The organism is Parasedimentitalea maritima (genome assembly GCF_005771405.1).
Taxonomy (GTDB): Bacteria; Pseudomonadota; Alphaproteobacteria; order Rhodobacterales; family Rhodobacteraceae; genus Parasedimentitalea; species Parasedimentitalea maritima.
The window spans coordinates 165,937-189,671 of record NZ_VAUA01000007.1 but is presented as its reverse complement, the minus strand read 5'-3'; the positions used below and the strand labels follow the sequence as shown (position 1 = coordinate 189,671).

Annotated in this window: 17 protein-coding genes and 1 tRNA gene; 6 read left to right on the top strand and 12 right to left on the bottom strand. The window is 53.9% G+C overall.

All coding sequences use genetic code 11. From position 1 onward, the window contains the following. Positions 1-32: 32 nt before the first annotated feature. From FEE96_RS14900 to FEE96_RS14865, 8 genes are all read right to left on the bottom strand, one after another. Positions 33-1,748, bottom strand: a complete 1,716-nt coding sequence (locus tag FEE96_RS14900) for an amidohydrolase (protein WP_138163918.1) — start codon at positions 1,746-1,748, stop codon at positions 33-35. Positions 1,749-1,938: 190 nt separating this feature from the next. After that, a complete protein-coding gene (rpoC, locus tag FEE96_RS14895) occupies positions 1,939-6,183 on the bottom strand; it encodes a DNA-directed RNA polymerase subunit beta' (protein WP_138163917.1) in 4,245 nt (1,414 codons plus the stop codon). Positions 6,184-6,238: 55 nt separating this feature from the next. After that, entirely contained in the window at positions 6,239-10,375 is a 4,137-nt protein-coding gene (gene rpoB / locus FEE96_RS14890) for a DNA-directed RNA polymerase subunit beta (RefSeq protein WP_138163916.1), read from the bottom strand. 277 nt (positions 10,376-10,652) lie between these two features. Further along, positions 10,653-11,024: a 50S ribosomal protein L7/L12 gene (gene rplL / locus FEE96_RS14885; RefSeq protein ID WP_138163915.1), complete on the bottom strand. Its 372-nt coding sequence runs from the start codon at positions 11,022-11,024 to the stop codon at positions 10,653-10,655. A gap of 82 nt (positions 11,025-11,106) precedes the next feature. Then, positions 11,107-11,625 (bottom strand): 50S ribosomal protein L10, encoded by a 519-nt coding sequence (gene rplJ / locus FEE96_RS14880; RefSeq protein ID WP_138163914.1) that lies wholly within the window; start codon positions 11,623-11,625, stop codon positions 11,107-11,109. A gap of 395 nt (positions 11,626-12,020) precedes the next feature. Beyond that, a complete protein-coding gene (rplA, locus tag FEE96_RS14875; RefSeq protein WP_138163913.1) occupies positions 12,021-12,719 on the bottom strand; it encodes a 50S ribosomal protein L1 in 699 nt (232 codons plus the stop codon). A 1-nt stretch (position 12,720) separates the two neighbouring features. Beyond that, on the bottom strand, positions 12,721-13,146 hold the full coding sequence (rplK, locus tag FEE96_RS14870) for a 50S ribosomal protein L11 (protein ID WP_138163912.1): 426 nt from the start codon (positions 13,144-13,146) through the stop codon (positions 12,721-12,723). Between the two features lie 251 nt (positions 13,147-13,397). Then, positions 13,398-13,961 carry a carboxymuconolactone decarboxylase family protein gene (locus FEE96_RS14865; protein WP_138163911.1) on the bottom strand — a complete coding sequence of 188 codons (564 nt, stop codon included), beginning with the start codon at positions 13,959-13,961 and terminating at the stop codon, positions 13,398-13,400. Between the two features lie 137 nt (positions 13,962-14,098). On the opposite strand from FEE96_RS14865, the gene FEE96_RS14860 reads away from it, so the two are divergent. Beyond that, positions 14,099-14,677: a TetR/AcrR family transcriptional regulator gene (locus tag FEE96_RS14860; protein WP_171021721.1), complete on the top strand. Its 579-nt coding sequence runs from the start codon at positions 14,099-14,101 to the stop codon at positions 14,675-14,677. Between the two features lie 66 nt (positions 14,678-14,743). On the opposite strand, the gene nusG is transcribed toward FEE96_RS14860, so the two are convergent. Continuing rightward, positions 14,744-15,277 carry a transcription termination/antitermination protein NusG gene (nusG, locus tag FEE96_RS14855; RefSeq protein WP_138163909.1) on the bottom strand — a complete coding sequence of 178 codons (534 nt, stop codon included), beginning with the start codon at positions 15,275-15,277 and terminating at the stop codon, positions 14,744-14,746. A gap of 214 nt (positions 15,278-15,491) precedes the next feature. Then, a complete protein-coding gene (gene secE, locus FEE96_RS14850) occupies positions 15,492-15,689 on the bottom strand; it encodes a preprotein translocase subunit SecE (RefSeq protein ID WP_138163908.1) in 198 nt (65 codons plus the stop codon). Between the two features lie 225 nt (positions 15,690-15,914). On the opposite strand from secE, the gene FEE96_RS14845 reads away from it, so the two are divergent. The 4 genes from FEE96_RS14845 (at position 15,915) to FEE96_RS14830 (ending at position 22,229) form a co-directional block, all read left to right on the top strand. Further along, a complete protein-coding gene (locus FEE96_RS14845; protein WP_138163907.1) occupies positions 15,915-18,098 on the top strand; it encodes an O-linked N-acetylglucosamine transferase, SPINDLY family protein in 2,184 nt (727 codons plus the stop codon). 227 nt (positions 18,099-18,325) lie between these two features. Next, a complete protein-coding gene (locus tag FEE96_RS14840; protein WP_171021720.1) occupies positions 18,326-20,266 on the top strand; it encodes a DUF3604 domain-containing protein in 1,941 nt (646 codons plus the stop codon). Positions 20,267-20,382: 116 nt separating this feature from the next. Next, on the top strand, positions 20,383-21,213 hold the full coding sequence (locus tag FEE96_RS14835) for a peptidyl-prolyl cis-trans isomerase (protein ID WP_138163906.1): 831 nt from the start codon (positions 20,383-20,385) through the stop codon (positions 21,211-21,213). Then, positions 21,210-22,229, top strand: coding sequence for a HupE/UreJ family protein (locus FEE96_RS14830; RefSeq protein ID WP_138163905.1), 1,020 nt, complete (start codon positions 21,210-21,212; stop codon positions 22,227-22,229). Before FEE96_RS14835 ends, FEE96_RS14830 begins: the two co-directional genes overlap by 4 nt. A gap of 150 nt (positions 22,230-22,379) precedes the next feature. On the opposite strand, the gene FEE96_RS14825 is transcribed toward FEE96_RS14830, so the two are convergent. Then, a tRNA-Trp gene (locus FEE96_RS14825) sits at positions 22,380-22,455 on the bottom strand. Positions 22,456-22,600: 145 nt separating this feature from the next. Between FEE96_RS14825 and FEE96_RS14820 the strand changes: the two genes are divergently transcribed. Continuing rightward, positions 22,601-23,284, top strand: a complete 684-nt coding sequence (locus FEE96_RS14820) for a lysophospholipid acyltransferase family protein (RefSeq protein ID WP_171021719.1) — start codon at positions 22,601-22,603, stop codon at positions 23,282-23,284. 18 nt (positions 23,285-23,302) lie between these two features. On the opposite strand, the gene FEE96_RS14815 is transcribed toward FEE96_RS14820, so the two are convergent. Next, a complete protein-coding gene (locus FEE96_RS14815; protein WP_138163903.1) occupies positions 23,303-23,683 on the bottom strand; it encodes an MAPEG family protein in 381 nt (126 codons plus the stop codon). Between the last annotated feature and the right edge of the window lie 52 nt (positions 23,684-23,735).

The following is a 23,735-nucleotide window of genomic DNA, read 5'->3' as shown; positions in this document are numbered from 1 at the left end:
AGTTTCCTGCATGCAAAAGCGGACGTCGCGGACTAAGGGATTGCCGAGTAAATGACCTCATTCTCCTTAATCGTAATCATTACTTTCAGGGTATCCAGATCCTCAGGATCAATGGCGGTTGGATCATCGGACAACACCACAAAGTCAGCCAGCTTCCCCACTTCAATTGAGCCTTTGCTGTCTTCTTCAAAATGTTGATAGGCAGGCCAGATGGTCATCGCCTTCAGCGCAGTCATCACATCAACGCGCTGATTTGGCCCCAAGATATCCCCAGACCGGGTACGGCGGGTAACGGTTGCATCCAGAACCCGCATCGAATTGGGCAACGCAACCGGGGCGTCGTGGTGGGTGCCAAACATCATACCGCGTTGACGCATCCAACCGGTTGGCGAAATATTATCGGCATCTGCAGGTCCCACCGTATGATCACGATGCCAGTCGCCCCAATAGAATGTGTGCATGGGAAACAACGAGGGAAACACGCCCAGTCGCTTGTAGCTGTCGACCTGATCCTGGCGCATGAATTGACCATGGATCAGTACGGGTCGGCGATCGGCAGGTCCGTGCTTTTCCGTAGCGGCCTCTGCTGCCGCGATGAAATAGTCCGAGGCCCGTTCGCCATTGGCATGTGCCATCAATTGGACGTTGTTTTCGTAAGCCCAATCAAACATCTCAATAATGGTTTCCGGAGTTTCATAGCCCAACCCGGAATAGCCGGGAGGATAGTCACCTACCGGATCGTGATAGGGCTTATCCCGCAAGGCTGTGAACCCCTGCGGAGACCCATCTATCGTCAGTTTCCCACCTGCGACCCGCACCCGATTTTCATAGGTGTCTGACATATTCGCCGGGATAAAGTCGCGGTCAATCATCACATCAGGATAGACCGCGACATCAATTGGCAAGTCACCCATCGCAGCCAACTGCTTTAAGATCGCAACCGTATCTGGATTTGATCGCCCTTCTTGTGCGGTTGTGAAACCATAGCTTGCCCACATGTTTGCACCCGCCCGGGCAAACGCCAACATACCTTCAGGGCCGAGGCCGCCAATAAGACCAAACACACTGCCGAAATGAACATTACCTTCAAGCACGCCGTCTGGTTCTGTGCTACCCGCACGCCGCCGGATCACCCCACCATCTGGATTTTCACTGGCGGCATCAATGCCTAGCAACTCCAATGCCGCAGAGTTCGCAACACCCAAGTGTCCCGATTGATGGACGATGTAGATAGGTATGTCAGTAGAAACAGCATCGAGCTCATCCCGCGTTGGATGACGCTCTTCTGCCAGCTGTGAAGGATCATAGCCAAATCCGACAATGAGATTGTTTTTCACCACAAACTCTTGGTTGCTCTCCGACCAGTCCCGCAAAATGGTTAGCAAAGAGGCAATGTCTTCTACTTCACCATCGGGTGCCGACAAAAGGTTGGCTGCCATCGCCTGCAAACCGCCAAAGACAACATGGCCATGGCTGTCGATAAAGCCGGGCAGCATGGTACGCCCTTCAAGGTCGAAATCTATTGTTGCCAAACCCCGGTGTTGTTCCAAGTCCTCCACTGACCCAACCGCCAATATCTGACCATCGCGCACAGCAACGGCCTCAGTCAAAAGCGCGGCATCGTCCATCGTCAGGATGGGACCGCCTTTGTAAATGGTGTCTGCAAAGGGTTCTGCAACAAGAACCGCGGGCATCAACGCTAAGGAGAGAAAGACGGGCACGATTTTTGGACGACGAAACGCGGACATGTAGGTGTCTCCAACTTGCATAAATCAGATTTGAAAGCTCGATATTGAAATGTTGGTCCCCTTGGTTCTATTCAATCCAAAGGTAAGAAAATACTCCGTTTCCGTTTGGTAACATTAAGTAGAGCCAGAAAGCAAAAAGCCCCCGCGCATTTCTGCGCGGGGGCTTTTTCTAATTCATTTAGTTAGGCGATCAATCGCGGCTTTCCGGTGTTTCCACCAGATTGTCGAACACATCACCACCGATGATATCCTCGTCCATCACCGGAGCGGCCAAAGCTGCAGCGGCTTCCGCCTCTTCGCGGCGAGCAATAAGCACCACGTTGTCGCGGCCCTGAGCAATGTTACGCACACGATCAGTAGCACCACCGGTCCCGGCTGGGATCAGGCGACCAACGATAACGTTCTCTTTGAGACCGACCAGCTTGTCGCGCTTACCCTGTACCGAAGCTTCGGTAAGAACTCGCGTTGTTTCCTGGAACGATGCCGCCGAGATGAACGAGCGGGTTTGCAACGAAGCCTTGGTGATCCCAAGCAGGATCGGCTCGCCACGTGCCTCACGACCATTTTTGGACACTGCTTTTTCACAGGCCAGATCGAACTCGTGCTTATCGACGTGTTCGCCCTTGAGCAGGGTGGTGTCACCGCTGTCCAGAACTTCCCACTTCTGCAGCATCTGACGAACGATAACCTCGATGTGTTTATCGTTAATCTTCACACCCTGCAGACGATAAACGTCCTGCACTTCGTCAACCATATAGTTGGCCAGTGCTTCGACACCCATAACCGCAAGAATATCGTGCGGAGCCGGGTTACCATCCATCAGGTATTCGCCCTTATGGATAAGGTCGCCTTCCTGAACTGGGATGTGCTTGCCCTTGGGTACCATGTACTCAACGGTTTCCATCGACTCATCTACTGGCTCAATCGAGACGCGACGCTTGTTCTTGTAGTCGCGGCCAAAGCGAACGTAACCATCAATTTCGGCGATGATCGCGTGATCCTTGGGACGACGTGCTTCGAACAGTTCCGCAACCCGTGGCAGACCACCGGTAATATCCTTGGTCTTGGCGCCTTCACGCGGGATACGCGCAATAACGTCACCGGCCTGGATCTGATCGCCGTCTTCGACGGACAGAACCGCATCAACCGACATGCCATAGTGAACCGGGTGGCCCGCATCGTTGCGGACCGGCTCGCCATCGCTACCAACCAGAATGATTTCCGGCTTCAACTCGCTGCCTTTTGGAGCAGTACGCCAGTCGATCACGATTTTCTGCGACATACCTGTCGCATCGTCGGTCTCTTCACGCAGAGCAATACCGTTCACCAGATCGACATACTTAACGGTACCACCTTTTTCTGCCAGAATTGGCAGAGTGTAGGGATCCCATTCGTACAGCTTGTCACCGCGGATCACATCTTGTCCTTCGGCTACAAACAGCTTGGAACCATAGGCCAGCTTGTGAGTAGCGCGATCTTCACCATGCTCGTCCTGCACAATCATCTTCATGCTACGACCCAGAACCATGACTTCGCCGCTGGCGTTTGTCAGGGTCTGTGCGTTTTCAAAGACAATCTTACCGTCAACGCTGGCTTCCTGGAACGACTGCTGTCCAGCCTGCGCAACGCCACCAATGTGGAAGGTCCGCATAGTCAGCTGGGTACCAGGTTCACCGATCGACTGTGCAGCGATAATGCCGACAGCTTCGCCGGTATTCACCACAGTACCGCGCGCCAGGTCACGACCGTAACACATAACGCAGACGCCTTCTTCGGCCTCACAGGTCAGTGGGCTGCGAAGACGCGTGGAGCGAACACCCGCCTCTTCTATAGCATCAGCCATACGTTCGTCGATCAGCTGGCCGTGGGCCACGATCACATCTTCAGTCCCAGGCTTCTTGATGTCCTCAGCCGCTACACGGCCCAGAACACGTTCGCCAAGTGTCGCCACAACTTCACCATCACGGGTTGCTGCTACGACAGTAATCGCGGTGTCTGTGCCACAGTCATGATCGCGAACGATGCAATCCTGCGCGACATCAACCAGACGACGGGTCAGATATCCCGAGTTCGCCGTTTTCAAAGCCGTATCCGACAGACCCTTACGGGCACCGTGGGTGGAGTTGAAGTACTCTAGAACCGACAGACCTTCTTTAAAGTTCGAGATGATCGGTGTTTCGATGATATCGCCGTTTGGCTTGGCCATCAGACCACGCATGCCGCCCAACTGCTTCATCTGAGTAACAGAGCCACGCGCACCAGAGTGGGCCATCATGTAGACCGAGTTGGGCTCCATTTCGGCACCTGCATCGTCATGCTTGGCAGCAGAAATCGCGCCCATCATCGCATCGGTGACTTTGTCGTTACACTTGGCCCAGGCATCAACAACTTTGTTGTACTTTTCGCCCTGAGTGATCAGGCCGTCCATGTACTGCTGTTCAAAGTCCTTCACCATGTCGCGGGTATCATTAACCAGCGGCCATTTTGTGTCTGGGATCAACATGTCGTCTTTACCAAACGAAATGCCCGCCTTGAACGCTTCACGGAAGCCCATGGTCATGATCTGATCACAGAAGATGACCGACTCTTTCTGACCACAGTAACGGTAGACAGTGTCAATTACGGTTTGGACTTCTTTCTTGCGCAGCAGTCGGTTGACCAGTGCAAATGGAGCCTTGGCATTCTTAGGCAGTAGATCGCCCAACAACATACGCCCGGGTGTGGTTTCAAAGCGTACAAGTACTTCGTTACCTTCTTCGTCGATCTGCGTCACCCGTGCTGTGATCTTGGAATGCAGGTGGACCTGACGAGCGTCCAGCGCGTGCTGAACCTCTTCCAGCGACGCAAACACAGAACCTTCGCCCGGCATACCTTCACGTTCCAGAGTTACATAGTACAGACCCAGGATCATATCCTGCGACGGAACGATGATTGGCGCACCGTTCGCAGGTGACAGAACGTTGTTGGTGGACATCATCAGAACACGTGCTTCCAACTGTGCCTCAAGGCTCAGTGGAACGTGAACCGCCATCTGGTCACCATCAAAGTCAGCGTTGAACGCCGAGCAGACCAGCGGGTGCAGCTGGATAGCCTTACCTTCGATCAGCGTGGGTTCAAACGCCTGAATACCAAGACGGTGCAATGTAGGCGCACGGTTCAGCATGACCGGGTGTTCGCGGATCACTTCGTCCAGGATATCCCAAACTTCGGGACGCTCTTTTTCAACTAGCTTCTTGGCTTGCTTAACTGTGGAAGACAGGCCTTTGGCTTCAAGACGCGAATAGATGAACGGCTTGAACAGTTCGAGCGCCATCTTCTTCGGCAAACCACATTGGTGCAGCTTCAATTCCGGACCGGTCACAATGACCGAACGACCCGAGAAGTCGACGCGCTTACCCAAAAGGTTTTGACGGAAGCGACCCTGCTTACCCTTCAGCATGTCGGACAGCGATTTCAACGGACGCTTGTTGGCGCCGGTGATTACGCGACCACGACGGCCGTTGTCGAACAGTGCATCAACCGATTCCTGCAGCATCCGCTTTTCGTTACGGACGATGATGTCAGGTGCGCGTAGTTCAATCAGGCGTTTCAGACGGTTGTTCCGGTTGATCACACGGCGATACAGATCGTTCAGATCGGATGTCGCGAAACGACCACCATCCAGCGGCACCAGTGGGCGCAGTTCTGGTGGGATCACTGGGATCACGGTCATAACCATCCACTCAGGGCGGTTGCCCGACTCGAGGAAGCTTTCAACAACCTTCAAACGCTTGATGATCTTCTTTGGCTTCAGCTCACCAGTCGCTTCGGCCAGATCGGCACGCAGCTGGTCTGCTTCGGATTCCAGGTCGATCGCCGCCAGCATTTCGCGGATCGCTTCAGCGCCAATGTTGGCGGTGAAAGCATCCATGCCATAAGCATCTTGCGCGTCCATATACTCTTCTTCGGTCATCATCTGGCCATAGGTCAGATCAGTCAGACCAGGTTCGATAACAACGTAGTTTTCGAAGTACAGAACACGTTCCAGATCACGCAGTGTCATATCCAGCATCAGGCCGATGCGCGATGGCAGCGACTTGAGGAACCAGATGTGCGCAACAGGCGAGGCCAGTTCAATGTGGCCCATACGCTCGCGACGTACTTTCTGAAGCGTAACTTCAACACCACATTTTTCGCAGACAACGCCGCGATACTTCATGCGCTTATATTTGCCACACAGACATTCGTAATCTTTGATCGGGCCAAAGATCCGCGCACAGAACAGACCGTCACGCTCTGGCTTGAATGTACGGTAGTTGATGGTTTCTGGCTTTTTAATTTCGCCATACGACCACGACAGGATCCGCTCTGGCGAAGCCAGCGAGACTTTGATCTCGTCGAACACCTTGGTTGGTGTCAGCGGGTTGAACGGGTTGTTCGTCAGTTCCTGGTTCATTTTTGAATCCTCAAATTCGTGCGGAAGGGGTGATGGTGGTAAGGGCCCGGGGCCCTTACTCGCCGTCCTCCGCATCCAGGAGTTCCATATTCAGGCCAAGGCCACGAACTTCTTTCACCAGAACGTTGAACGATTCTGGGACGCCTGCTTCGTAGTTATCCTCACCCTTGACGATGCTTTCATAGACCTTGGTCCGGCCTGCCACGTCATCTGACTTCACAGTCAGCATTTCCTGCAGGGTATAGGCTGCGCCGTAAGCTTCCAGAGCCCAGACTTCCATTTCCCCGAAGCGCTGGCCACCGAACTGCGCCTTACCACCCAGCGGCTGCTGAGTAACAAGCGAGTATGGTCCGGTTGAACGCGCGTGGATTTTGTCATCCACCAGGTGATGCAGCTTCAGCAGGTACTTCATGCCAACAGTCACAGGGCGGGCAAACTGCTCACCTGTACGACCATCAAACAGCACCGACTGACCACTTTCCGAGAAGCCAGCGCGAACCAGAGCGTCATTGACGTCTGCTTCTTTAGCACCATCGAATACTGGTGTCGCAATTGGAACACCGCTGGTCACATTACCAGCTGCTTCAACCAGCTCTTCCTCGGTCATGTCTGCCAGACCTTCGGCATAGACCCTATCACCATAGGCATGGCTCATTGCGTCGCGAACCGGGGTCAGGTCGCCGGAACGACGGTATTCACCCAGAGCTTCGTCAATGTTGATACCCAGACCGCGCGCGGCCCAACCCATGTGAGTTTCAAGGATCTGACCAACGTTCATACGCGACGGCACACCCAGTGGGTTCAGACAGAAGTCAACCGGCGTACCATCGGCCAGGAACGGCATGTCTTCCATCGGTACAACCTTGGAAATAACACCTTTGTTCCCGTGACGACCGGCCATTTTATCACCCGGCTGCAGCTTACGCTTCACCGCGATGAATACTTTGACCATCTTCATCACACCTGGTGGCAGATCGTCGCCGCGACGGACTTTCTCGACTTTGTCCTCAAAACGGGCATCCAAAGCGCGCTTTTGCACTTCGTACTGCTCGTTCAGAGCTTCAACAGCCTGAGCGCCTGCTTCGTCTTCCAGTGCCAGCATCCACCACTGACTGCGGATCATTGTATCCAGCAGTTCTTCGGTGACTTCTGTGCCACCACGAACACCTTTTGGACCTTTGACAGCCACCTGACCCAGCACCATGCCTTTGAGACGGGCATAGATGTTACGGTCTAGAATGGTCAACTCGTCGTCCCGGTCACGGGCCAGACGCTCAACTTCTTCACGCTCGATCTGGATCGCACGTTCGTCTTTTTCCACACCGTGGCGGTTAAAGACACGAACTTCGACAACTGTACCAAAATCACCAGGCTTCACACGCAGCGAAGTATCGCGAACGTCCGAGGCTTTTTCACCAAAGATGGCGCGCAGCAGTTTTTCTTCTGGCGTCATTGGGCTTTCGCCCTTGGGGGTGATCTTACCAACCAGAATGTCGCCCGGTTCTACATCTGCACCGATGTAAACAATACCAGCTTCGTCGAGGTTGCGCAGGGCTTCCTCGCCGACGTTAGGAATGTCGCGGGTGATTTCTTCTGGGCCAAGCTTTGTATCACGGGCAGCGACTTCGAATTCTTCGATGTGAACCGAAGTGAAAACGTCGTCACGTGCGATACGCTCAGAGATCAGGATGGAGTCTTCGTAGTTGTAACCGTTCCAAGGCATAAACGCGACGACCACGTTCTTACCCAGAGCCAGTTCACCAAGATCAGTCGACGGGCCATCAGCGATAACTTCGCCTTTGATCACAGTGTCGCCAACTTTCACCAGCGGACGCTGGTTGATACAAGTGTTCTGGTTCGAACGCTGGAATTTGCGCATGCGGTAGATATCTACGCCTGCGTCACCCAGTTCCAGATCAGCAGTCGCACGAATAACGATACGCTGTGCATCAACCTGATCGACCACACCGGCACGTTTCGCCATGTAAGCCGCACCAGAGTCACGGGCGACAACTTCTTCGATACCGGTTCCGACCAGCGGAGCCTCGGCACGCAGCAGTGGAACCGCCTGACGCATCATGTTCGACCCCATCAGGGCCCGGTTCGCATCGTCGTTTTCGAGGAATGGGATCAAAGAGGCAGCAACCGAAACCAACTGCTTAGGCGACACATCGATCAGGTCAACGTTTTCACGCTGCGCCAGTGTGTAGTCACCCGACTGGCGCGTAGACACCAGTTCGTTGATGAAGTTGCCCTTTTCGTCCAGCGTCGCGTTGGCCTGCGCCACAGTGTGACGCATTTCTTCGGTGGCTGACATGTAGTGAACTTCGTCGGTCACGTGACCGTCAGTTACCACACGATAAGGCGTTTCGATGAAACCATATTTGTTCACGCGAGCATAGGTAGCCAGCGAGTTGATCAGACCAATGTTCGGTCCTTCAGGCGTTTCAATCGGGCACATCCGACCATAGTGGGTCGGGTGAACGTCACGGACTTCAAAGCCAGCACGCTCGCGGGTCAAACCGCCAGGTCCAAGCGCCGAGAGACGGCGTTTGTGTGTCACTTCGGACAGCGGGTTGGTTTGGTCCATGAACTGAGACAGCTGCGAAGAGCCAAAGAATTCACGCACCGCAGCAGCAGCTGGCTTGGCGTTGATCAGATCCTGCGGCATCACAGTGTCGATTTCGACGCTGGACATACGCTCTTTGATCGCGCGCTCCATGCGTAGCAGACCAACGCGGTACTGGTTTTCCATCAGTTCGCCAACGGAACGCACACGACGGTTGCCCAAGTGGTCAATGTCGTCAACGCCGCCGCGACCATCGCGCAGGTCAACCAGCGCTTTGATGCAGGAAATGATGTCTTCTTTGCGCAGGGTCCGCTGAGTATCGTCAGCGTCCAGTGCCAGGCGCATGTTCATCTTAACCCGGCCAACAGCCGACAGATCATAACGCTCGCTATCGAAGAACAGGGTGTTGAACAGCGCTGAAGCTGCCTCAACGGTGGGTGGTTCACCCGGACGCATAACGCGGTAGATATCCATAAGCGCGGTGTCGCGACCCATGTTCTTGTCTGCCGCCATAGTGTTGCGAATATAAGGACCAACATTAACGTGATCGATATCCAGCACTGGGATATCGGTGATCCCGGCATCCATCAGCTCTTTAATGGAACCGCCAATGACGTCGCCGTCTTTGTCGTATTCCATGGTCAGTTCATCACCGGCCTCGACGTAGATTGCGCCGTTTTCTTCGTTGATGATATCCTTGGAAACAAACTTGCCAATGATATGTTCGAACGGAACCAGTAGATCAGTTACTGCACCCTCGTCGATCAGCTTTTTGGCAGCACGCGGAGTGATTTTCTTGCCCGCTTCAGCAATGATCTCACCGGTTTTGGCATCGACCAGATCGTAGGTCGGGCGAGTGCCGCGAACGCGTTCAGGGAAAAACGGTGTGACCCAGCCCCGGTTCTGCTCAAGATTGTAGCTGACAGTGTCATAATAGGCATCCATGATGCCTTCCTGGTCCAGGCCCAGTGCATACAGCAGGGTGGTCACAGGCAGTTTACGGCGGCGGTCAATCCGAGCAAAAACGATGTCTTTAGCGTCGAATTCAAAATCCAGCCACGAGCCGCGATACGGGATGATGCGGCAAGCAAACAACAATTTGCCCGAGGAATGGGTTTTGCCTTTGTCGTGGTCGAAGAAAACACCAGGGGAACGGTGCATCTGAGAAACGATCACCCGCTCGGTGCCGTTAACAACAAACGTGCCGTTTGGCGTCATCAGGGGCATATCGCCCATGAACACATCTTGCTCTTTGATGTCCTTAACCGATTTCGCACCGGTATCTTCATCGATATCAAACACGATCAGACGCAGAGTAACCTTCAGCGGAGCGGCATAGGTCATGTCGCGCTGCATACACTCTTCGACGTCGTACTTGGGTTTTTCCAGATCGTATTTCACGAACTCCAAAACGGAGGTTTCGTTGAAATCTTTGATCGGAAATACCGACTGGAAAACACCCTTGATGCCTTCGCCGTCCAACGGCTGGGGTTCATCACCAGAGCGCAGGAAAAGATCATAAGAAGATTTCTGCACCTCAATGAGGTTCGGCATCTCCAAAACTTCACGGATTTTTCCGTAGTATGTACGAAGACGTTTCTGGCCAAGGAACGATTGAGCCATGTCAGATGTCACCTTTTCAAATTCTCACCGGTCAAGGATGCCGCCGGGCCACGGCACCTTGCCCATACGAGACAGCGCGGTCGGATCAATTCATGGCCACCGTCCCGAATGGTGGCCTCCCGATCCATATAACCTCGCCTTAGAAAAGACCTGCTCAACAGATCCTTTCTAAGACAGGTTCGGCTGGTCCCAGAAGCTCTGAGACCAGCCAAATTTCCGAGAGTGTGAAGCGGCCCCTCAAGCGAGAAGTCCGCGCCACTCCCTCTGAAGCGGTTGCTTAGACCACTTCTACTTCGGCGCCAGCTGCTTCCAGCTTGCCTTTGATGTCTTCAGCTTCGTCCTTGGACACAGCTTCTTTGACTTTGCCGTTAGCTTCGACCAGTGTCTTAGCTTCTTTCAGGCCCAGACCGGTGATCGCGCGAACTTCTTTGATCACGTTGATCTTCGATGCGCCAGCGCTCTTCAGCACGACGTCGAATTCAGTCTTTTCTTCTTCAGCTGCACCGGCGTCGCCACCAGCAGCCATTACAACAGCGCCACCAGCGGCGGGCTCGATGCCATACTCGTCTTTGAGGATGGTTTTCAGTTCTTGTGCTTCCAGCAGGGTCAGGCCCACGATGCTTTCTGCGAGTGCTTTCAGATCAGCCATTTTATCAGCTCTTTCCGTTTATCAGTGTGTTTTTTCCAACGCCAGGGCAGATGCCCCACATCAGTCATTCAGTGCTAACCGCCTACGCAGCTTCCGCCTTCTCTTCGATGGTCGAAAGGATGCTTGCGATATTGCTTGCAGGTGCGCCAATTGCGCCAGCGATGTTGGAAGCAGGTGCGCCGATGCAGCCAGCGATGGAAGCAATAAGCTCCTCGCGGGAAGGCATTTTCGACACGGCTTCAACGCCAGCAACGTCCAGAGCATTCTCACCCATTGCGCCACCAAGGATTACGAACTTTTGGTTCTCCTTGGCGAACTCCTGAGCAACCTTGGCCGCAGCCACAGGATCCTCAGAATAGGTAAGAACAGTCATCCCTGTCAGCAGGTCAGAAATGCTTGCACATGACTTTCCCTCAAGGGCGATTTTGGCGAGCCTGTTTTTGGCAACACGCACAGATCCACCCGCTTCGGTCGCCCGGGCGCGCAGATCCTGCATATCAGCAACTGTCAGACCGACGTAGTGTGATACCACAACAACGCCAGAGCTTTCGAAGATCTGGCCGAGTTCCTCGACCAATTTCTCTTTCTGGGCTCTATCCACAGTTCTCTCCAAGTTTGGGATGTCAGACATCCCGGCTCAATTTTGCCAGGCTCATAAAGCCCAGCGTTCAGGTCCGTAGTTACGGGGTGAGCCAAAAATCGCCCGAAGGATTGAAAACCCTCGATCTTTTTTGTCTTTCCCGTCTCAGGAGGGAAATTAAGACCCCAATTTAGGGCCACCCACCATCTTGGACGAAACGAAGGAAAGCGCACGACGAATCGCACGCTTTCCTTCGCGGTCACACCTAAGAGGATTTTGGGCTTAATCCAAGTGCAAAATTCAGTCGCGGCCGATGGAAGGGACACAAATTTCGCCCATCAGGCCAACACCATAAAAAAGGGCCCGGATTAGCATCAGCAAATCCGGGCCCAAAATCTTTTTCACACTGACCGAAATTACTCGGCTGCTGCGTTATCCACGTCAACAGTTACGCCTGGACCCATGGTTGAGGACAGAGCGATTTTCTGCATGTAGGCACCCTTGGCGCCTGCTGGTTTGGCCTTTGCCACAGCCGCAACAAACGCACGGATGTTTTCAACCAGCTTGGCACCGTCAAATGACGCTTTGCCAACACCGGCGTGCACAACGCCACCTTTTTCAGCCTTAAACTGAACTTCGCCGCCTTTGGCGTTCTTAACAGCCGTAGCAACGTCCATGGTAACCGTACCAACCTTAGGGTTTGGCATCAGGTTACGTGGGCCCAGAACTTTACCCAGACGGCCAACAACTGGCATCATATCAGGTGTCGCGATGCAACGATCAAAGTCGATCTTGCCGCCCTGAACGATTTCCATCAGGTCCTCGGCGCCAATGATATCGGCTCCGGCTTCTTTGGCTTCGTCAGCTTTCGCGCCACGAGCAAAGACCGCAACACGTACGGATTTGCCTGTGCCATTGGGCAGGCCAATAACGCCACGAACCATCTGGTCCGCGTGACGTGGATCAACACCCAGCGACATGGCGATTTCGACGGTTTCGTCGAATTTGGCGGTGGCGTTGGCCTTGATCAGGGCAACTGCATCTTCGACCGACAGATTAGCTTTGTCAGCAAATGCTTCGCGTGCGGCGCGAGTCCGTTTTCCAAGCTTAGCCATATTACTTCACCTCGATGCCCATAGAGCGGGCAGAGCCCAGGATGATCTGCATTGCCGCTTCGATATCGTTGGCGTTCAGATCTTTCATCTTGGCTTCGGCGATTTCCTTCACCTGGGCCGCGGTCACAGTACCAACGGTTTCGCGCGACGGTGTCTTTGCACCGGACTTAACCTTGGCAGCCTTCTTCAGGAAGTAAGACGCAGGTGGCGTCTTGATGTCCATAGTGAAGGACTTATCCTGGTAGTAAGTGATCACGGTTGGGCACGGCGCGCCGGGCTCCAGATCTGCAGTCTTAGCGTTGAACGCCTTACAGAATTCCATGATGTTAATGCCGCGCTGACCCAGCGCCGGACCAACTGGTGGCGAGGGGTTCGCTTTACCTGCAGGAACCTGCAGCTTCATTGTACCAGCAAGCTTCTTGGCCATTTGGTGTTCCTTTCAACGTGAGCGAAACGCGTTCCGCCCGGTTTGTGTTGCGTGGTTCAGTCCGACATCGCGATGCCTGCGACCTCCCACGGGAGAATCTCGCCCAAAGACGATAGAGGCGGCGTTTACGCCTGTTTCCGAGAGTTGGCAAGGGGCGAATACATCTACCCCAAACCAAAGGAACAAGAGGTGCGATGCGCAGAAAGGGCCCCCGCAACTTTGCTGCGAAGGCCCAGGGAGCGGCCTTCGCTTTACGCCACTTTGTCAGTCTTGTTCCAGGAAAATTGCTGGAACGCAGGATCCACAGCGGTTAGCGCCACATGGTTGGTGTAGTTGCTGAGGATCTTTTGGGAGAGCCCCAGAATGATCTCCAACACCTGCTGCGTGCCATACCCCGCAGCATAAAAGGCATCGTAATCAGCTTGAGCCACATACCCGCGCCCTCGCACCAGTGCGAGAGTAAAGGTACGAAGAGCTTCCAGCTTTGGATCAACCAACGGGGTCTCGTCTCGCAGTGCGTCAATTACGCCCTGGTCAATATTCATTGAATGGGCGATGCCTGTATGTGCCGGTACACAATAGTGGCAATCGTGTTCCACATTGATCGACTGCCACACAACGGTCAGCTCAGTATTGTCAAAGCTGGTGCTAACAAAGGCTTCGTGTGTGCGCAGGTAGGTATCCAACAGCTGCGGCGCGTCCGCCATCACCTGATAGAGCCCCGGCAAGAAACCATAAGCTTTTTCAGAAGCCTTCAGGTTCTCTTTGGCAGCCTCAGGAGCAGTTTCTGCAGTGTGGTGAGGGAAAGTCGTCATCTTTGTATCCTTTGTAAAATCATCAACGTGACACTCATATGGCCAACTTGAGCGATCACTCAAGGTCTGATTTGAGCAATCACTCAACTGTGACCTTGGCTTTACCAACCCGCGCACGTACATTGGGAGTTATGAGTGTGAACCACAACAAAGACGCCGCCTTGGATCAGGCCCTCAATCTGTTCTGGACGAAGGGTTTCGCCTCCACGTCAATAAAAGACCTGGAGCGTGCCACAGGCATGCACCCTGGCTCGATTTACGCGGCCTTTGGCAGCAAGGCCAAGCTGTATTGCTTAAGCTTGGAGCGCTACGCCCTTCAGCTCAACGACAAGCGCGCACAGCTAATGGCCTCTGCGACCTCTCCATTACAGGGGCTCGCAGACTTCATCCTCCGCGCTCACCCTCTCTCCAACGCCGACGCCCCCCTGCCCGTTTGCTTCCTGGTCAAAGCCACGCTGGAGAGCGGCCTGGACGACGGCTCAATCCACGATAAGATCAATGAGATGTTGACCCGGAACGAAGAGCTGTTTGAGGCTGTTTTTGAACAGGCGATTTCCGCTGGCGAGCTTTCACAAGCCAGCAACCCGAAAAAGCTCGCCCGCCAATTGAGCGCTGATCTGGCTGGCCTGTGCTTTTACGCGCTGCGGGGGGATGAACCTACGGTGATAAACGAGATGATCACCGATCTTGCAGATCGCGTGCGCCAGCGTCGCTAACACGGCCCCCAATGCAAAACGCCGCCCAAAAGGGACGGCGTTGTAACTGTTCACGGTCTTGAAAGCTTAACCCTGTTTGGTAACCTGAGTGAATTCCAGTTCAACCGGGGTTTCCCGGCCAAAGATCGATACCGTCACCTTAAGGCGCTGGTTCTCGTCATCGACTTCCTCGACCATACCGTCGAAGTCCTCAAACGGACCTTCGTTGACCTTGACTTTCTCACCCACTTCAAAGTGGATCAGTGTACGCGGCGCATCTTCGCCTTCCTGCACGCGGTTCAGGATCTGGTTCACTTCAGCATCGCGCATCGGCATTGGGCGACCCTGAGGTCCAAGAAAGCCCGTAACGCGATTGATCGAGTTGATCAGGTGATAGCCATGATCGCTCATTTCCATGTGCACCAGAACATACCCCGGCATAAAGCGACGCTCGGTGGTCACCTTCTTGCCGCGACGCACTTCGATCACCTCTTCGGTGGGAACCAGAACCTCATCGATGTCGTCATCAAGACCGGTTTCAGCAGCCGACGTGAGGATTTGCTCTGCGATTTTCTTTTCGAAGTTCGAGAGAACGCTGACCGAATACCACCGCTTCGCCATGAACCTGACCGTCCTTGTCCTGACTGGCTGGCGTCATTGCCTTGCCGTCATATAAATTTCTTTGCAGCCCTAGACTGCGCCCTAACAAAAAACGGCGCGCAACGCGAATCGCCACACGCCCTCATCAGAGGCAAGGCTCACCTACCCGCCAATCAAGACGAGATCAAGTGGTGCGCCTGATATTCGCACGAAGGCTAACCTTCGGCGAAATATTTTAGCTGAACATCTCCAGCACATTGGTCAAACCAAAGCGGATAATGATATCCACCAAGGCAAAGAACACTGCGGTAAGCGAAGCCATGATAAAGACCATCACAGTGGTCAGCAGCACTTCACGACGAGTCGGCCAGACAATCTTACTGACTTCGGCACGGACCTGCTGAATGAACTGAACTGGGTTGATAGTGGCCATTTGACTGGGTTCTCTCTGCTAGCAATCAAACTGGGACCTAACGGGGAGGGGCGGTGATTTCAAGCCCTGTTCACTCTCCCCTCTGCCATCTGATGCAAACCAGCGTCAAAAATATGTGCAGTCAATTCAATCTTAATTCTCAACACCAATACTGTAGCTCGATACCAGGACTGACCCCAGAAAAGGGTCACCTCTTATAATGCGTGATTAATGAGATAGGATTCCATGACCCTCGCCAAGTCTTTAAATGCCGCCAAACGGCTGGAACGCACCGACAAGTTTGATGACGCCGCAAAAATTTATGGCGACATTCTGGCTCGTTACCCAAGGAATGTGAACGCGCGCAAAGCGCTTGAATCACTATCTCAACGTCTTCGCCAAGCGTCAGATCCACCCGCAGTGGTGAAAGCAAAGCTAGCCAAGGGGTTTGCTGCCGGGCAATTTCGCGTCACCGCAACCAGCGCAGCGGAACTGGTCAGAGAGTATCAAGACTCACATTTCCTTTGGTCTCTGCTTGGGCGCTGCTATCTTGAACTTGGGGCGCTCGACAAATCTGCATCTTGTTTGACCCGCGCCTGTGAGATTGAGCCCAAGTCCGGCGAATCTCGCACTCTGCTCGGAAATGCTCTCAAACAGCAGCGCAAGTTCCACGATGCAATCACGCAGTATTCCAAGGTGATCGAGGCGGAGCCAGACAATCTTGCCGCACTGAACAATCTGGGCAATACGCTCGCAACACTGGGTCGCTTTACCGAGGCGGCACAGCATCAAGCCACCGCCTGCAAACTGGCCCCTCAAAATGCGCAGCTTCAATATAATCATGCCGGCACGTTACGTCAGCTTGGTGATTTGAACGGCGCCAGAGATCTATATGAATCCGCAGTCAAGATTTCCCCTGATTTTGCTGCTGCACATTTTAACCAGGGGCAAATCAACGGTCTTTTGGGCAATCGCACCGAAGCTATCCGCAACTTTGATAGCGCGTTAGAGGTTAACGCCGATGATGATCGATCGCGGGTTCAGAAATTGCACCAGATGGCGCATATTAGTGATTGGCGCTGGCCCGAAGAATACCAGCAACATCGCCGACATCTTGGTCTGCGCGGCACCGCCTGTTCCCCGTTTGCGATGCTTTCGATGGAGGACAATCCTGACCTGTTGCGTCACCGGACACAGGCCTATGCCGAACAGCAATTCAGCGACGTTGCGCCCCCCCTGCCCGCTCGGGCCTCCAAACGGCCCAAGCGGTTGCGTGTAGGCTACTTTTCAGCGGATTTTCACGCGCACGCCACTATGCATTTGATGGGAGGTCTGTTCGAGCAACATGACCCTAACCGGTTTGAGGTCGTGGCATATTCCTATGGGCCGAACCGGCAGGACGATTCACGCAAGCGGTTGCTCAGCCATGTCACCCACTTCCGCGAGATGAGCAATGTCAGCAACACGAATTTTGTTGCCGCAGCTCAGGCTGACAAACTGGATATCGCCGTAGACCTGAAAGGTTATACCGGCGACAACCGAAGTGCTCTTTTTGCCACGCGCCTTGCTCCGGTCCATATGTCCTATCTTGGCTATCCTGGAACCATGGGCACCCCGGCGTTTGATTACTTAATCGGCGATCACACGGTCTGCCCTCCTGGCAGCGAACGCCACTATAGTGAACATCTGATGCGAATGCCGCATAGTTATCAGATCAATGATGACCAGCGGCAAATCTCTGACCGTCAATTCACCCGCGAAGCATGTGGCCTGCCCAAGGATGCGTTTGTCTTCTGTAGCTTTAACAACAGCTACAAAATCACCCCGCGCGAATTTGATATCTGGATGCGGTTGCTCGCACAGGTTGATGGCAGCGTTCTGTGGCTCTTGCGCAGCAATGAATGGTCCCAGGCCAATTTGCAACGCGAGGCCGAAGCACGTGGAATCGATCCAAGCCGGTTAGTCTTTGCAGATCGCATGCCGCAACAAGATCACCTGGCCCGTCAAAAAGTCGCCGACTTGTTTCTTGATACCTTTATCTACAATGCCCACACCACCGCCAGTGACGCGCTTTGGGCTGGCTTGCCAGTCCTGACACTGATGGGGCAGCAGTTTGCTTCGCGCGTTGGGGGTAGCCTGTTGAAGGCCGTCGGCCTGCCCGAACTTATCACGCAGAGCGAGGGTGATTATGAAGCCCGCGCTTTGGAGCTGGCTAGATCACCCGATGATTTGCTGGGCCTACGCAGTAGACTGACAACAAACCGCAAAACTGCATCACTGTTCCAGACCGAGGCATTTACCCGCGCGTTGGAGCGGGGCTTTGACATGGCATTTGACAGATATCTGAATGGTTTGGCACCAGACCACTTGAACGTCCCGGAAATGGAAACCGGCAAAACAAGCCTTAGGCCGGAAACCGTCGCGGCTTGAGCAAACAGTGCATTCATTCTAAGTGCAGGGGCACCCCGTGCGCCCCTGCACTTAGGATTGTTGCTCTCTATCGCATCCGCTTTAATGGTTGGCCTATGTTCCAGAACTCAAATGCATTTCTAGCAAAAGTAGACTTTTGCCGACGCCAAAAAGTCTCACTATCTCTTTGATAAATTGTCGTTTACGCTTAGTTTTTTCAGCGTGTACAATTCAAAAGGGTGATTAGTATGTCGAAATCCAAGATTTCTACCGGTGCTTTGGTTGCATTGTCCATGTCCGCTTTTCCAGTGGTGGCGCAAGAATCCCATGCGAGCAAAGAACAACTGGCTCCGCTTTTTCCAGAAGGAAAACCCTACTCTCCTTATACGGATCGCGACTTCCCTGAGCGCCCATTATGGGGTGACAGCCACTTGCACACCAGTCTGTCGATGGATGCAGGTGGGTTCGGCAATCGCGTAGGTCTGGATGATGCGTATCGTCTGGCACGTGGTGAGCAGATCATGGCCAGCTCTGGACAGCCCGTCAAACTTGACCGGCCACTGGATTGGCTGGCGATTACTGATCACTCCGACGGTATGGGGCTGATTGTCGATATTCTGGATGCCGCCCCCATCGTCACGCAATATGAACAGGGTGCACGGTGGTCCGAAGGCATGCGCGCCGGTGGACAGACAGCGGTAGACTCAACTCTGGATTTGATTGCGACGTTTTCACAGGGTCAAATGGACCCGGAGATGTTCGCCAACTACTCTCCCGGTGCGCGGCGATATGCCAATATCTGGGAAGACGTCATCACAGCAGCCGAAAATCACAACACGCCTGGCAGCTTCACAGCCATGATCGGGTTCGAATGGACCTCTCTGGTTGAAGGCGCCAACATGCATCGGAATGTCATTTTCCGGGATGGTGCAGACCGCGCACGCCAGGTGGTCCCTTACACAACCCAGCATCCGATAGGCAGCACTGATCCGCTAGACTTGTATAAATACCTGGAAGCTTATGAAGCCCGCACAAACGGTGCTGTGATGACATTTGCCCATAATGGCAACCTGTCAAACGGCATCATGTTCCCTGTCGATGCACAATATTCTGGCCGCAAGATTGATCAGATGTATGTCGAACAACGCGCAAAATGGGAGCGCATGTACGAGATCACCCAGATCAAAGGTGATGGCGAAGCCCATCCATTCTTGTCGCCAGATGATGAGTTCGCCGATTACGGGACCTGGGACGCTGGCAACCTGGATCTTAGCGTCGCAAAAACCGACGAAATGCTTGCAGGCGAGTATGCCCGCGAAGCACTGAAAAACGGTCTGTTGTTGGAAGAGAAGTTCGGCACCAACCCCTACAAATTTGGTCTGCAAGGGGCGTCGGACGCGCATAATTCAATTGTTGTGACATCCGAAGACAACTTTTTCGGCAAACACGCTGGATACGAACCCTCAGCAGAACGTTTGGACCATTCGTTCATGAAGACGGAACAGGGCGAGCTGTTCAGCTGGCAACAGGTTGGATCCGGACTTACGGCAGTTTGGGCCGACGAAAACACCCGGGCCTCCATTTTTGATGCCATGGACCGCAAGGAAGTCTATGCAACCACCGGCCCGCGTATGGCTGTCCGCCTGTTTGGCGGTTGGGACTTTGACGAAAGCGATCAATTCAGCCGCTCTCCGTCAGCCATTGGTTATGCCAAAGGCGTCCCCATGGGCGGCGATCTTGTGAACGCTCCTGAAGGGACGGCACCATCCTTCCTGGTCGCGGCATTGCGTGATCCTATCGGTGCAAATCTGGATCGGATCCAGATCATCAAAGGATGGCTGGACGCAGAAGGAAACACCCACGAAAAGGTCTACGATGTGTCTTGGTCGGATGACCGGCAGGCTGGCAGCGACGGCAAACTTCCAGCGGTTGGTAATACCGTTGATGTTGCCTCTGCGACTTGGACCAATACAATTGGTGCGGCCGAATTGATCACGGTTTGGTCTGACCCGGATTTTGATCCTGCCGAACGGTCGTTTTATTATGCACGGGTTTTGGAGATCCCAACACCCCCATGGTACCTGTATGACGCACTGAAATTTGGTGTGGACATCCCAGAGGGTGCACCAACTTCACATCAAGAACGCGCCTATACCTCGCCGATCTGGTTTACACCTACAGGTGAATAATTCTCATGTCCGCCCCTCCCACTCTGTGAGGGGCGGATGCTCCACAAACAGGGCCGTCAACCCTGCCCTATGGTACGGATCCGACAGCCCACATTGAGTCATCAAACATTGTGCTAATGAAAATTTTGAAGGAACCACTGCTACACTTCTTATTGATGGGTGTAGCAATTTTTGTGTGGTTCATCGCGGTCGATGACAGTGCGCCCCAAACAAATCAAAGTGTAATCGAGATCAACGCCACTGATTTGGATCTGCTGGCAGCCCAGTTCGAAAAAACGTGGCAACGACAACCAAGCGAACAGGAACGCAAGAAACTGACCGACGGCTTTGTGCGGCAGGAAATACTCGTCCGCGAAGCAATCGCGCTTGGTATGGATCAGAATGACGCGCTCATTCGCCGTCGCCTGCAGCAAAAAATGGAGTTTTTTGTAGCCTCGTTTGCCGAAGCCCTGGAACCCACAACAGATGAGTTGGAAGAGTACTATCAAGCCAACTCTGCCAAATATGAGATAGGACCAAAGGTCGCCTTTTTACAGGTGTTTCTGGGCGATGCCCCACAACAACAAGAAACCACGCAAATTCTTGAACAATTGCGGAGCGGCCAGTCACCGGGTCAATTGGGCAAACCCACACAACTGAGCCTGCAGGTTTCGCTTGCAGCTGACACCCGCGTCGACGCCATGTTTGGTACAGGCTTCGCCGCTGCTATTAGCGCGATGCCGTTAGAAGAGTGGACCGGGCCAGTAAAATCTGGGTATGGCTATCATCTTGTTTTGGTAGAACAAAAAGAGGCCAGCGACCTGCCTCCGCTAAAGGAGGTTCAGGTCGGCGTTGTTGCAGATTGGCGCACAGCTAAAAAAATGGAGCTGATGGAGCTTCAATACGAAAAACTGGCTGCACGTTACACGGTTCACCTCCCTTCTGCCGCAGATGAAGCGCAACCATGAACCTGTTACGCCTGCTACTGGTAGCGATCCTTAGTACCCTGCTGACAGGACAGATTGCCCAGTCACATGCGCTGGAACCTGGATACCTGGAGATCGAAGAACTCGGGAATGATCTTCAGAGGGTGTTCTGGCGAAAACCTGCCGTTAAGCAGGCCCCAATGGATATCCATGTTCGCTTACCAGAACGTTGCACCAACCCAACCGCCCCGACGCCACGATTTGATGGTCTGGCTTGGGTGGCCAGCTGGAATACGCAATGCCCAGGCGGCCTAGCAGGACAGATCATCACAATCGACGGGCTGTCCAAAACCAGCACAGACGTCTTGGTACGCTATCAGTCCGGAGACGGGCAGGACGCCACAATCCGACTAACCGCAAACACACCATCCTTCGTCGTGCCGGAAAAGACCACAACACTACAGGTATTGTGGGGCTACATCGGCCTGGGGGTCGAACACATCCTAGAAGGCTACGACCATCTCTTGTTTGTTTTTGCGATGCTACTGCTGATCCGGGACAAATGGCGCCTGTTCGGGGCCGTCACAGCCTTTACCCTGGCCCATTCACTGACGCTCGCGGCGGTTTCACTCGGTTGGCTTAGCCTGCCCTCCAGGCCTGTTGAGGCAGTTATTGCCCTGTCGATTGTGTTTCTGGCTGTCGAGCTGTGCAAACATAAGCCTGACCAGCCTCGCCTCTCTGAACGTTGGCCTTGGGTCGTATCTTTTTCGTTCGGCTTGTTACACGGATTTGGATTTGCAGGTGCACTGACTGAAATAGGCTTACCCACAAATGATCTTTCAGTCGCGCTGTTGGGGTTCAACATTGGTGTCGAAATCGGCCAACTTCTGTTTATTTTTGCAACCCTAACTGTTTGGTACGCTCTATCACAGCTGCGGTTGGCCTCGCGCTATTCCAGCCAGGACCGAGGGCGCCTGTCTACCTTGCGCTTTGGCTATGGTATTGGGGCGGTTTCAACCTTTTGGGTCGTCGAACGAATCGCTGGGTTCGCTTTGTAGACTTCTATCCGGGTAGATTGGTCAGCACATCGTCGCGCAACTAGCTCTCGATCTGCACTGCAGTGCAATTTTGTGCAGGCATTGCTGGCTTTATGGATACCATTTCTGCCCGCCAAACAAAGCAGAGGTCGATTGGCAATGTGGGAAAACTGGCAGGGGTGCACAGGCTCGAACTGTGGACCTACGGTTTTGGAGACCGTCGCTCTACCAACTGAGCTACACCCCTGCAGTGCGGCATGTCCTAAGCCAGCAGCAGCCAACTGACAAGAGGAAAAACAGATTTTTTGGGGTCGACTTGATAACCACCCCTGAGCTGGTCTTTGCCATTGCCGATGCTTGCGTTAAGAGAAGGGCAAAAGAGGACCATTCGCTTGAGCCTGAGAAAAAAAATTGCAGATAGCAACGCCTTTAACAATGCCGTTGAAGGGCTGATCACTGCCTACGTAAAATTCTGTTATCGCACCTCACGTTGGTCTCGCAGCGGATTTGGCCCAATGGAAGAACTCGTAGAATCAGGCACACCGGTGATCATGGTTCTCTGGCACCAGCGGCTGGTCATGTCACCCTACCTGTTCGACAGTTCAAAGGGCCGGATTTGCACCCTGACCTCGGCCGCCCGCGCGGGCCGACTGGCGGGCAAAGTACAAGAGCGGATGGGCTTTGACACCATCCCCATGTCCAGTCGCAAACGCCATGTCGCGCTATCGCGAGAGGTTCTACGGCGCATCAAGGCCGGTAGTTCGGTTGGTATCGCTGCGGATGGCCCCCGCGGACCTGCCCGTGTTTCCTCTGGCGTTCCCATCATCTGGGCACGCAGTTCAGGTTGCAGGGTTTTTACAATCAGCTTTGCCCAACGACAGACCCTTCGATTGCCAACCTGGGACAAACAAATGTTCCCTGTTCCGTTCTCCCGCGGCGTTTTGATGTGCCGCGAGTGGGACGAAACCGTACCACGCAAACCATCGCCAGAGCAGACGGAAGAGCTGCGCTTAAGTCTTGAAACAGCCCTAAATCAAATAACTGACGACGCGGACGCAGCGGTAGGGCGCAGCTAGCCACTGCGCCCAGACAGCTCAGACCAGAGCCAAGCCCATAATCAACAGCCCAACAAACCCAACTGTATAGGCCGCAGACCGGACCACGGGCACCGCCAGGAGATAGAGCGGCAGATAGGCCAGTCGCGCAAAAAAGAACACTTCAGCGCCCAGAATAGCGCGTCCCACATCAGCATCCGGAACAACGAATGTCAGCGCTGCGAGAACGGCAAAGGGCGCAAGGTTTTCCTGAAAATTGCGATGGGCCCGCTGTGCTCGCCCCTGCATCACAGCGGGATCAGGATCGCTGTCACGCGTACCCATGTAGGCACCCAGCCCAATCCGCGGAATCAGAAACAGCGAAGGCAGAAACAGGCCCGCGTAGTACAATATCAGCACCAATAAAATCCAAGTCAGCATGAGAAGTCCTTTGCCATTGCTATCCGGGCCAAGTTAGAAACGGCAGGGAATG